Here is a 12,036-nt window from a genome sequence, read left to right as displayed (position 1 = left end):
ACCCCGCGACCCATAGGCTGATCCCGTGACGACGTTCGTTCCACCGCGCCCCTGGACCGCCAGCTATGCCCCCGGAGTCCCGGAGGACCTGGACCCCGTCTCCGGATCCCTCCTCGACATCGTCGACGCCTCGGCGCGGGACTACCCCGACGCGCCCGCCCTGCAGTTCTTCGGGCGCGAGACGACGTATCGCGATCTGCACGCCGCCATCGAGCGGGCCGCCGCGGGGCTCGCCGCCGCCGGGGTGAAGGCCGGCGATCCGGTCGCGATCGTGCTGCCCAACTGCCCGCAGCACATCGTGGCGTTCTACGCGGTGCTGCGCCTCGGCGCCGTCGTCGTGGAGCACAACCCGTTGTACACGCCGCGGGAGCTGCGCAAGCAGTTCGAGGACCACGGGGCGAAGCACGCGATCGTATGGAGCAAGGTCGTCGCGACCGTGCAGGAGTTCCCGTCCGACCTCGCGCTGACCACGCTCGTTTCGGTCGACGTGACCAGGGCGATGCCCGCGCTCACCCGGCTGGCGTTGCGCCTGCCCGCCGCGAAAGCCCGCGCGTCGCGCGAGGCGCTGACGACCACGGTGCGCGGCGCCACGTCCTGGGAGAGCATCGTGGGGCACGCTCCGCTGCCGCGCTCGCACCCGCGGCCCGCGACGGACGACCTGGCGATCATCCAGTACACCTCGGGGACCACCGGCGCTCCGAAGGGGGCCGCGCTCACCCACCGCAACCTGCTCTCGAACGCCGCCCAGGCACGTGCCTGGGTGCCCTCGATCGTGCGGGGCGACGGGTGCGTCGTCTACGCGGTGCTGCCGATGTTCCACGCCTACGGCCTCACCCTCTGCCTCACCTTCGCGATGTCGATGGGGGCGAGGCTCGTCCTGTTCCCGAAGTTCGATCCGGACCTCGTGCTCGACGTCACGAAGAAGCACCCGGCGACGTTCCTGCCGCTGGTCCCCCCGATCGCCGACCGGCTGCTCACGGCGGCGACGGCGAAGGGCGTCTCCCTCGCCGGCACCGAGATCGCGATCTCCGGGGCGATGGCGCTGCCGCACGAGCTCGTCGTCCCGTTCGAGGCCGCGACGGGCGGATACCTCGTCGAGGGCTACGGACTCAGCGAGTGCGCGCCCGTGCTCATGGCGAACCCCGTCGCCGACAACAGGGTGCCCGGCACGGTCGGGCTGCCGCTGCCGGGGACGGAGTGCCGCGTCGTGGACCCCGAGGACCCGACGAGGGACGTCGAGGCCGGAGCTCCGGGAGAGCTCGTCGTGCGCGGCCCGCAGGTGTTCTCGGGCTACTACGGCAAACCAGAGGAGACCGAGGCCGTCTTCGTCGACGGCTGGTTCCGCACGGGCGACATCGTCACGATCGACGAGGCGGGCTTCGTCCGCATCGTCGATCGGATCAAGGAGCTCATCATCACGGGCGGCTTCAACGTCGCCCCGACAGAGGTCGAGAACGCGTTGCGACAGCACCCCGACGTGCTGGACGCCGCCGTGGTCGGCCTCCCGAACGAGCACTCCGGCGAGGAAGTCGTCGCGGCGATCGTCGTCGACCCCGGCACCGAGGTGGACGTCGAGAAGATCCGCGATTTCGCCCGCGGCATCCTCACCCCGTACAAGGTGCCCCGCCGGATCTTCGTGGTAGACGAGCTGCCGACCTCGCTCATCGGCAAGGTGCTGCGGCGCCAGGTGCGCGAGAGGCTGCTCGCGCTGACCTCGGGGTCCTGAGCGCACCCGTCCGCACTGTCGGCGTTCGCGCAGACGCGGCGGAGCCCGAGGCGCTACGGTTGGGAAGTGACTGAAGACGCCGCGACGCCCGATACCTCCCCCGACGACGCTCCCTCGAGCCCCGGATTCGAGGAGCTCGGGATCACCGGTCCCGTGCTCGCGGCGGTCAAGGGCCTCGGCTACGAGACGCCGTCGGCGATCCAGCGCGAGACGATCCCGCTGCTGCTCGGCGGACGTGACGTGCTCGGCACCGCGCAGACCGGCACGGGCAAGACGGCGGCCTTCGCGCTGCCGATCCTGGAGAACCTCGACCTGCAGCAGCGCAAGCCGCAGGCGCTCGTGCTCGCGCCGACGCGGGAGCTCGCTCTCCAGGTGGCCGAGGCTTTCGAGTCCTACGCCGCGCAGATGCCCGGGGTCCACCTGCTCCCCGTCTACGGCGGTCAGGGATACGGCGTGCAGCTGTCGGCGCTGCGCCGCGGCGTGCACATCGTCGTCGGAACGCCCGGCCGCATCATGGACCACCTCGCGAAGGGCACCCTCGACCTCTCCGAGCTGAAGAACCTCGTGCTCGACGAGGCGGACGAGATGCTCAAGATGGGCTTCGCGGAGGACGTCGAGCAGATCCTCGCGCAGACCCCGGAGGACAAGCAGGTCGCCCTCTTCTCCGCGACGATGCCCGCCACCATCCGCCGTCTCGCGCAGCAGTACCTGCACGACCCGGAGGAGATCTCGGTCAAGGCCAAGACCACGACCAACGCCAACATCACCCAGCGCTACCTGGTCGTCTCCTACGCGCAGAAGGTGGACGCGCTCACCCGCATCCTCGAGGTCGAGAACTTCGAGGGCATGATCGTGTTCGTCCGCACGAAGAACGAGACGGAGACCCTCGCGGAGAAGCTGCGCGCCCGCGGGTACTCCGCGGCGGCGATCAACGGCGACATCCCCCAGCCGATGCGCGAGCGGACCGTCGGCCAGCTCAAGGACGGCAAGCTCGACATCCTCGTCGCGACCGACGTGGCCGCGCGCGGTCTCGACGTCGAACGGATCAGTCACGTCGTCAACTTCGACATCCCCACCGACACCGAGTCGTACGTGCACCGCATCGGACGAACCGGGCGTGCCGGCCGCTCCGGCGACGCGATCAGCTTCATCACGCCGCGGGAGCGCTACCTCCTCAAGCACATCGAGCGCGCGACGCGCCAACAGCCGACGCAGATGCAGCTGCCCACCACCGAGGACGTGAACAGCACGCGCCTCGCCCGCTTCGACGACGCGATCACGGGAGCGCTCGAGGAGACGGGCCGGATCGAGGCGTTCCGCGACATCATCGCGCACTACGTGCGTCACCACGACGTGCCGGAGGCCGATGTGGCCGCGGCGCTCGCGGTGGTCGCCCAGGGTGAGACTCCTCTGCTGCTCGACCCGGAGAACGACGCGCTCTCCGCAGCCGTCGCGGCGGACAACCGGCCCCCGCGGGAGCGGACCGAGCGGGGAGGATCCCGGGATTCCCGCGACGACCGCGGCACCCGTCAGGAGCGGCGCAGCCGCGGCGACTACACCCCGTACCGGATCGAGGTCGGACGTCGGCACCGCGTCGAGCCGCGCCAGATCGTCGGAGCGCTCGCCAACGAGGGAGGCCTCGGCCGGGACGACTTCGGCGCGATCACCATCCGCCCGGACTTCTCGATCGTGGAGTTGCCGAGCAACCTCGATCACTCCGTGCTGGACCGTCTCCGCGACACCCGGATCTCCGGCCGTCTCATCGAGATCCAGCGGGATTCCGGCCGCCCGAGCCGCGCCCCTCGCCGGGACCGCGACGACCGCGGTCACGCGGACCGTCCACGCCGCGATCGGGACGACCGGGGCGGGTACGGCGATCGCCCGCGTCGCGAGGATCGCCCGCGCGACGAGCACCGCGCCGACGACCGGCCGCCGCGCAAGCCCCGTCACAAGGACTGAGCGCGGCCGGCGCGCCGGCGATCAGCTCAGCGCGTCGGGGCCTTCGGTGACGAGAAGGTGGAACTGGGCGGCGTCCAGGATCCGCACGCCGAGCTCCTCCGCCTTGGCCAGCTTCGAACCCGCCCCCGGTCCCGCAGCGACGAAATCGGTCTTCTTCGACACGCTCGACGCCGCCTTGCCGCCCGCCTGGATGATCGCCTCCTGGGCGCCCTCGCGGGTGTAGCCGTCGAGGGAGCCCGTCGCGACCACCGTCAGCCCCTCGAGCACTCCCCCGGCCGCGGCCGCGGCGCCCGGGCCCGGGTGTCCCGGCGTCGCCCACTGCACGCCCGCCTCCGCCCAGCGCTGCACGATCTCCTGGTGCCAGTCGACGGTGAACCAGTCGTGCAGGGAGTCGGCGATGATGCCGCCCACTCCCTCGACGGCCGCGAGCTCCTCCCTCGACGCGGCGCGGATCGCGTCGAGGGATCCGAACCACTGCGCGAGCGCGCGGGCCGCCACCGGGCCGACGTGGCGAATGTTCAGCGCGACGAGCAGACGCCAGAGCTCCTTGGTCTTGGCCTTCTCCAGCTCGGCGAGGAGCTTGACGGCCTGTGAGGACGGCTGCGGTCCGTCTGCGCCGGCCTTCTTCTCCGCGGCGGTCGGGTTGCGGCGGAACGGCGCCCGGGTCTTCACGATCCCGTCGTCGTCCTCCTTCGGCAGCCCTGTCTCGGCGTCGCGCACGACCACCTCGATCGGCACGAGCTGCTCCAGCGTGAGCGTGAAAAGCCCCGCCTCCGTCTCGAGGGGCGGCTGCGCGGGGACGCTCGGCTGCGTGAGCGCGGCCGCCGTGACCTCGCCGAGCGCCTCCACGTCGAGCGCTCCCCGGGAGCCGATGTGCTCGACCCGCCCGCGCACCTGGGCGGGGCACGAGCGCGTGTTCGGGCAGCGCAGATCGATGTCGCCCTCCTTGGCGGGGGCGAGCACGAAGCCGCACTCGGGGCACCGCTCCGGCATCACGAACTCGCGCTCGGATCCGTCCCGGCGGTCGACGACGGGGCCGAGGACTTCGGGGATGACGTCGCCCGCCTTGCGCAGCACGACGACATCGCCGATGAGTACACCCTTCGCCTTGACGACGTCCTTGTTGTGCAGGGTGGCCTGACGCACCACGCTGCCGGCGACGTGCGCCGGCTCCATCACCGCGAACGGCGTGGCACGACCCGTGCGCCCGACCGACACCACGATGTCGAGAAGGCGCGTCTGCACCTCCTCCGGGGGGTACTTGTACGCGATCGCCCACCGCGGCGCGCGGCTGGTCGCACCGAGCTCGTCGTGCAGGGCCAGCTCGTCCACCTTGACCACGATCCCGTCGAGCTCGTGCTCGATGTCGTGCCGGTGCTCGCCGTAGTACGCCACGAACTCGGCGACCTCGTCGATCGTGGTGCAGACACGGGTATGCGGACTGGTGGGCAGCCCCCAGCTCGCGACGAGCTCGTAGACCTCGCTCTGCGCCGAGACCGGCGGATCGGGCCAGGCGCCGATCCCGTGCACGTAGAGCGCGAGCGAACCGACGCGGAGGAGGCCGGCTTCGAGCTCGAGCCCATTCTTCTTGTCGAGCTGCTGACGGAGCCCCCCGCTCGCCGCGTTCCGGGGGTTGGCGAACGACGGGAACCGGCGTGCGGCGGCCGTGCGCGCCTTCTCCTCGTCGAACGGCTTCTTCGCGCCTGCCCGCGATTCCCAGCGCTCCTTCGCCTCCGCGAAGACGCGGTCCCGGAAGGCGGACTGGGCGGCGTTCAGTCGCTCGAACGCCGCGACGGGGATGAACACCTCGCCGCGGATCTCGACCAGCTCCGGGTGATCGGAACCGCTGAGCCGCTCCGGGATCCCGGCGACGCGCAGCGCGTTCTCGGTGACGATCTCGCCGACGCGCCCGTCGCCGCGGGTCGCCGCCGAGGTGAGCAGGCCGTTCTCGTAGCGCAGGTTGATCGCGAGGCCGTCGATCTTGAGCTCCGTGAGCCAGGCGACGTCTCTGCCGGCCGCCGCGCGGGTCTTCGCGGCCCAGTCGCGCAGCTCGTCGAGCGAGAAGACGTTGTCGAGGCTGAGCATGCGTTCCGCGTGCTCGATGGTCTGCAGCCCGGTCGCTTCGGCGGCACCCACCATCTGCGTCGGCGAGTCCTGTCCCTGCAGCTCCGGATACAGCCGCTCGAGCTCTTCCAGACGGTGCATCCACCCGTCGTAGGTCGCATCGTCGACCAGCGACGTGTCGCGGCCGTAATACGCGTCCTTGGCCTCGAGGATGCGGGTCGTCAGCTCCTCCGACTCGGCGCGGGCGGCTTCCAGGGTGATGTTCTCCGGCACGGGAGAAGTCTACGAGCGGGCCCCGACATCCCCGGGGACGCGGGACCGCATCCGGCTCAGAGCCGTGCGATCGTGTCGATGTCGTCGCGGAACTCCGCGATCTCCTCGGCGGACACGGTCGCGCGTGTCCCGTCGAGCGCGCGCAGGTAGTCGTCCGTTCCGAGCGACGCCGACTCGTCGCCGTCCTGCAGCGCCCGCGCGAGCGCCTCCTGTGAGGCGCTCCGGGCCGCATACTCGATGTCCGCCGGCGTCAGACCCTCGCTCGCCGCCACGAGGCGGTCGAGCGCGACACCCTCCGCCGAGTCGGCGGGGATGTAGCGGTTCCAGATCGCGCGTCGGGCGTCGGCGTCGGGCAGGCCGATCGGGATCACGTAGTCGAAGCGGCCGTGGCGGAGGAACGCGGCGTCGAGCGCACGGATGAAGTTCGTCGCGCAGATCAGCAGCCGGCCCTCCTTGTCGCGGAAGTCGGCGACGAGCTTGAGCAGCTCGTTCGTGACGCCCTGCGTCGGGGAGGGCGGGATCCCGCCGCGCCGCGAGGCGATCTCCTCCACCTCGTCGATGAAGACGACGGCGTGCTCCAGTTCGTCGATCGTCTCGAACGACGAGCGCAGCGCCCCGGCGAGCCCCGATCCGCCGTCCGCGAGCCGAGAGGGGAAGAGCTCGACGAACGGCCAGCCCAGCCGGGACGCGACGGCGCGCGCGAAGGTCGTCTTGCCCGTTCCGGGAGGGCCGAACAGCATCACCGCCCGCGGCGGGACCACGCCGAAGCGCTCCGCGAGCTCCGGACGGGCCAGCGGCGTGACGAGCCGCTCCTCCAACAAGGTCTTCTCGTGGGTCATGCCCGCGACGCGATCCCACAGGTGCGGCGGCAGGATCCGTCCGCCCACCTCCTTGAGAGACTCGATCTCTCGGCGCTGGATCGGCATGTCGCGTTCCAGGTAGCGGACCGAGCGATGCACCTCGAAGCCATTGCCGGTGAAGGCCTCCAGTCCCTCCTGCTCGGGGATGAGGATCGACAGCTTCGCAAGCCCCAGGGGTGCCATCCGCCGCTCCAGCGCGTGCAGCAGCGCGGCGCTCACCTCGGTCGAGTCCTCCTCGCCCGCCATCCCGAAGAACACGATCCAGCCCTGCGCGTGCGCGGCGCGGCCCACGGCGGCGCCGACGAGCACGTCCCCCTGCACAGCCACGACGGCGTAGTCCTCCTGGCAGGAGGCGATCACCTCCGCCAGCGAGTAGATCGGCCACTGCGCGCCGCGCGTGACCTGTCCCCAGAGGCGCACGATCTGATCCAGATCGTCACCGTGGAAGTCCCGCACGTAAGTCCTGACCATGTCGTCTCCCTCGGCGTCGGTGGACCCATCATCACAGAAGGGCGGCTCGGACGCGACGCGCGACCGGAGCCACGGTGGAACGTGTCTCGACCCGCCCGGATCAGGCGTCGACGGGAACCGCGGAGACCGTGCGGTCGATCGTGAACTGCCCGAGGACGCGCGTGCCGACGTAGAGCACCGCGCTCTGCCCCGGCGCGACGCCGTCCAGCGGCAGCACGGGGACGACGCGGACGCCCTCGGCCGTGACGAAGGCGCGCGCGTCGACGGGATCCGCATGGGCACGGATCTGCACCTGGCACGCGAACGCGTCCTCGACGGGCGCGGGACCCGCCCAGGATCGCCGCTCCCCGGAGATCTCCGCGATCGCGAGCGCCTCCTTCGGTCCGACGACCACCGTGTTCGACACCGGCCGCACTTCGAGCACGAAGCGCGGCTTTCCGTCGTCGGCGGGGACGCCCAGCCGCAGTCCTCGGCGCTGCCCGACCGTGAACGCGTGGGCGCCGTCGTGCGTGCCGACGACGGTGCCGGAGCGGTCGAGGATCTCGCCCTGCTCCGCCCCGACCTTCTCCGCGAGCCAGCCGCGGGTGTCGCCGTCGGGGATGAAGCAGATGTCGTGGCTGTCCGGCTTCTGTGCGACGCTGATCCCGCGCTCCGCGGCCTCGGCGCGCACGAGAGCCTTCGACGGCGTGGATCCGAGCGGGAAGTAGGTGTGCGCGAGCTGCTCGGCGGTGAGGACCCCGAGCACGTAGGACTGGTCCTTCGCGGCATCGGACGCGCGATGCAGCTCGAGCCCGCCCGCCCCGTCGACGAGGGTCGCGTAGTGCCCCGTGCAGACCGCGTCGAATCCGAGTTCGAGCGCCCGCTCGAGGAGAGCCGCGAACTTGATCTTCTCGTTGCACCGCAGGCACGGGTTGGGGGTGCGACCCGCCCGGTACTCCGCGACGAAGTCCTCGATGACGTCCTCTCGGAACCGCTCCGAGAAGTCCCACACGTAGAACGGGATGCCGAGGAGGTCGGCGGTGCGGCGCGCGTCCATCGCATCCTCGATCGTGCAGCAGCCGCGGCTGCCCGTGCGCAGCGTCCCTCCGGCGCGGGAGAGGGCGAGGTGCACGCCGACCACGTCATGACCGGCCTCGACGGCGCGCGCGGCGGCCACGGCGGAGTCGACTCCCCCGCTCATCGCCGCCAGCACACGCATGCGACCAGTCTACGAGCGGGCTGCTGTGCCGGCGCCGGACGCCCTCCGGTAGGCGTCGCCGATGACCGCGACCACCGCGTCGACGTCGGCGGGGGAGCTCGTGCGCCCCAGGGAGAAGCGGATCACGCTGCGCGCCTCCTGCTCGCTGCGTCCCAGTGCCTGGACGACGTGCGAGGGCTCGGCGACGCCGGCCTGGCAGGCCGAGCCGGCGGACGCCGAGATCCCCGCCACGTCGAGGAGGAACAGCAGGCTCTCGCTGGGCGCGCCGGGGAAGAGCAGGTGCGCATTGCCGGGTAGCCTCCCCGCCGGATCCGGGTCGCCGAGCAGCGCAGCGTCCGGCACCTGCGCCCGTATGCCCGCGACGAGCGCATCCCGCAACGAGGCGAGGCGCGCCGCCTCGACCGCCCGCTCCGCCTCCGCCCGCTCCGCAGCGACGGCGAGCGCGGCCGCCCCCGCGACGTCCTGGGTGCCGGCACGAAGCCCGCGCTGCTGAGCGCCGCCGTGCAGGAGCGCGGCGAGGCGCGCCGAGCGGGCGACGACGAGCGCGCCCGTCCCGACCGGCGCCCCGATCTTGTGCCCCGCGACGCTGAGCGCGACGAGTCCCGACCCCGGGTTCGCCGCCCCGCGCCACGTGCGGAAGGAGACGGGCACGTGACCGAGGGCGGCGACCGCATCCAGATGCAGGGGCACTCCTGCCGCAGCCGCCGCCTGCGACAGGGCCGGCGCGTCGTTGAGGGTTCCGACCTCGTTGTTGGCCACGAGCGCCGTCGCGAGCGCCGCAGCGCCGGGGCGGGATCCGTCACCGCCGGACAGCGCGTCCGCGAACGCCGCGACGGGGATCCGTCCCGTCGGATCGATCGGCACCGGGCGCACCCCGGCACCGGACGCGGCGAGCGCGGCCACGGTGTCGAGCGTCGCGTGGTGCTCGCCGTCCGGCAGGACGATCCTCTCCCGTCCCGCATCACGGGCGCGCCACAGCCCCTGCAGGGCGAGGTTCACGGACTCGGTCCCCCCGGAGGTCAGCACGATCTCGATCGGCTCGGCGTCGAGCACGCCGGCGATCCGCTCCCGCGACTCCTCCAGGATCCGTCGCGCGCGCTGGCCGGCCGCGTGCGTCGAGGAGGCGTTCCCGGTCTCCCCCGCCACGCGCAGCCACTCCTCCGCCGCCTCGGGGCGCAGGTCGGTCGTCGCGGCGTGATCGAGGTAGTGCACCCTCCCACTCTCGCACCCCGGGAAGGGGGTCGGGGCGAAGTGTCCTCGCCCGTCCCATGGGGCGCCGGGCCCGTGTGTGGGACGCAGTGGCACGACGCGCGAAACCGCGTGGCATCCGTGCGGGCCGGCGCCGGTTATCCTGTCCCTCATGTGTCCGCATGCGACTGAGGACGAGGCGCCGGTTCCCGACGGCGACGGCTGCTCCCTGTGCAGCCCCTCCCTGGCCGATCTCGGCGTCCGCCTGCACGACGGGGTGGCCACGCTGCGCGTGTGGTCGCAGAACGCGTCCGCGATCGAGCTCGTGATCTTCGACGAGACGGACCTCGACTGGGAGACCGCGCAGCTCGACCTGGAGCGCCGCCCCGGCGGCGTCTGGGAGATCACGACCGAGCTGCTGCAACCGGGGACGCGCTATGCGCTGCGCGCGAACGGGGCGCACAGCCCCGGGAACACGTTCAACCCGGAGACGCTGCTGCTCGATCCGTATGCCCGCGGCCTCGCGGAGGGCGACGGGTACGAGGAGTGGCGCTCCGTCGTCATCGAGGACGGGTTCGACTGGGGAGGCGTCGCGAAGCCGCAGACCCCGCTCGACCGCACGGTGATCTACGAGGGACACGTCAAAGGCCTGACCAAGCGCCACCCCGGCGTCCCCCCGAAGCTGCACGGCACCTACGCCGGACTCGCGCACCCCGCGATGATCGACTACTACCGTGAGCTCGGGATCACCGCGGTCGAGCTGCTCCCCGTGCAGGCCTTCGCCTCGGAGCCGCGGCTACTCGAACGAGGGCTTACGAACTACTGGGGCTACAACACCCTGAACTTCTTCACGCCGCAGTCGGCGTACGCGACCGACGAGTCGCGCAAGGGCGGACCCGAGGCGGTGCTGCGCGAGTTCAAGGGCATGGTCAAACTGCTGCACGAAGCAGGCATCGAGGTGATCCTCGACGTCGTCTACAACCACACGAACGAGGAGGGCATCGGCGGTCCTCGCACGAGTCTGCGGGGGATCGACAACGCCCTGTACTACCGGCAGCAGGAGGACGGGACGTACATCGACACCACGGGGTGCGGAAACACGCTGAACACGGCCACGCCGGCCGCGGCGCGCCTCGTCCTCGACTCGCTCCGCTACTGGGCGACCGAGATGCAGATCGACGGATTCCGCTTCGATCTCGCCACCGCGCTGGGCCGCGACGCCGCCCACGCGTACACCCCCGAGCATCCGCTTCTGCGCGCGATCCGGACCGACCCCGTGCTCGCGGACGCGAAGATCATCGCAGAGCCGTGGGATGTGGGACTGGGCGGCTGGCAGACGGGCAACTTCCCCGTCGGCTGGAGCGAGTGGAACGACCGCTACCGCGACCGCGCGCGGAACTTCTGGCTGAGCGACATCGACTACGCGCGCCGTGCCTCCGCGCCGACGGGCATCGGCGGCTTCGCCAATCGCCTCGCCGGATCGGCGAACACGTTCAGCGACGAGCGCGGGCCCCTCGCGAGCATCAACTTCGTGACCGCGCACGACGGGTTCACCCTCAACGACCTCGTCTCGTACGACGTCAAGCACAACGAGGCCAACGGCGAGGACAACCGCGACGGCGCCGACATGAACCGCTCGTTCAACCACGGCGCGGAGGGCCCGACCGAGGATCCAGGAATCCTGGCGGCGCGGCGGAAGGCGATGCGCAACCTGCTGGGCACCCTCCTGCTCTCGGCGGGCGTGCCGATGCTGACGGCCGGCGACGAGTTCGGACGCAGCCAGCGGGGCAACAACAACGCCTACTGCCAGGACTCCGCATTGACCTGGCTCAACTGGGACCACGAGCCCTGGCAGCAGGACCTGTTCTCCCATGTCGCGCTGCTCACCCGGCTGCGCCAGGAGAACCCCGCCCTGCGCCCGCTCAAGTACGCGCGGCTGGGCGAGCACATCCCCAACGCCTCCGTGATGGACTGGTACGACCAGGACGGGCAGACGATGGAGGTCGAGCAGTGGAACGACCCCCGCAACCGCACCCTCCAGTACGTCGCCGCCTCGACCCCCGACACCGAGGCGTTCAACCGCGTGCTCCTCGTCGTGCACGGCACGGAGTCCCCGATCGACGTCCGCCTGCCGGTGATCGACGGCGTCGACCGTTACGTCTCGCTCTGGTCCAGCGCCGACGACCGTCCCGCCACGGAGCAGGCCGTCTTCGCCCCCGGTGACGTCATCGCGGTCCCCGGCACCTCGATGCGGTTGTTCCGCGCCGAGTGACGACACGTCTACCGCTCCCCGAGCC

At 71.6% G+C, this 12,036-nt stretch carries 7 protein-coding genes; 3 read left to right on the top strand and 4 right to left on the bottom strand.

Annotation, left to right across the window (positions count from 1 at the left end):
- Positions 1 to 25 precede the first annotated feature (25 nt).
- Both Q0P88_RS03115 and Q0P88_RS03110 read left to right on the top strand, forming a co-directional pair.
- On the top strand, positions 26 to 1,726 hold the full coding sequence (locus tag Q0P88_RS03115) for a long-chain-fatty-acid--CoA ligase (RefSeq protein ID WP_295010962.1): 1,701 nt from the start codon (positions 26 to 28) through the stop codon (positions 1,724 to 1,726).
- A 66-nt stretch (positions 1,727 to 1,792) separates the two neighbouring features.
- Positions 1,793 to 3,685 carry a DEAD/DEAH box helicase gene (locus Q0P88_RS03110; RefSeq protein WP_295010960.1) on the top strand — a complete coding sequence of 631 codons (1,893 nt, stop codon included), beginning with the start codon at positions 1,793 to 1,795 and terminating at the stop codon, positions 3,683 to 3,685.
- A gap of 21 nt (positions 3,686 to 3,706) precedes the next feature.
- On the opposite strand, the gene ligA is transcribed toward Q0P88_RS03110, so the two are convergent.
- The 4 genes from ligA to Q0P88_RS03090 form a co-directional block, all read right to left on the bottom strand.
- Complete coding sequence (gene ligA, locus Q0P88_RS03105; protein ID WP_295010959.1) at positions 3,707 to 6,022, bottom strand: NAD-dependent DNA ligase LigA; 2,316 nt, start codon at positions 6,020 to 6,022, stop codon at positions 3,707 to 3,709.
- Positions 6,023 to 6,078: 56 nt separating this feature from the next.
- Positions 6,079 to 7,353: an ATP-binding protein gene (locus Q0P88_RS03100; protein ID WP_295010957.1), complete on the bottom strand. Its 1,275-nt coding sequence runs from the start codon at positions 7,351 to 7,353 to the stop codon at positions 6,079 to 6,081.
- A 100-nt stretch (positions 7,354 to 7,453) separates the two neighbouring features.
- A complete protein-coding gene (mnmA, locus tag Q0P88_RS03095) occupies positions 7,454 to 8,551 on the bottom strand; it encodes a tRNA 2-thiouridine(34) synthase MnmA (protein ID WP_295010955.1) in 1,098 nt (365 codons plus the stop codon).
- A gap of 9 nt (positions 8,552 to 8,560) precedes the next feature.
- Positions 8,561 to 9,763, bottom strand: coding sequence for a cysteine desulfurase family protein (locus tag Q0P88_RS03090; RefSeq protein WP_295010954.1), 1,203 nt, complete (start codon positions 9,761 to 9,763; stop codon positions 8,561 to 8,563).
- Between the two features lie 148 nt (positions 9,764 to 9,911).
- On the opposite strand from Q0P88_RS03090, the gene glgX reads away from it, so the two are divergent.
- Positions 9,912 to 12,011 carry a glycogen debranching protein GlgX gene (gene glgX / locus Q0P88_RS03085; protein ID WP_295010952.1) on the top strand — a complete coding sequence of 700 codons (2,100 nt, stop codon included), beginning with the start codon at positions 9,912 to 9,914 and terminating at the stop codon, positions 12,009 to 12,011.
- Positions 12,012 to 12,036: the final 25 nt, after the last annotated feature.

Origin of the sequence: uncultured Microbacterium sp., assembly GCF_945952435.1 — a bacterium.
GTDB lineage: Bacteria > Actinomycetota > Actinomycetes > Actinomycetales > Microbacteriaceae > Microbacterium.
This window is presented reverse-complemented; position numbering and strand designations above follow the sequence as displayed.

Bases quoted from the DNA above. Each gene is read 5' to 3' on its own strand.
- Q0P88_RS03100 (WP_295010957.1), bottom strand. From the start codon at position 7,353: ATGGTCAGGACTTACGTGCGGGACTTCCACGGTGACGATCTGGATCAG.
- mnmA (WP_295010955.1), bottom strand. From the start codon at position 8,551: ATGCGTGTGCTGGCGGCGATGAGCGGGGGAGTCGACTCCGCCGTGGCC.
- glgX (WP_295010952.1), top strand. From the start codon at position 9,912: ATGTGTCCGCATGCGACTGAGGACGAGGCGCCGGTTCCCGACGGCGAC.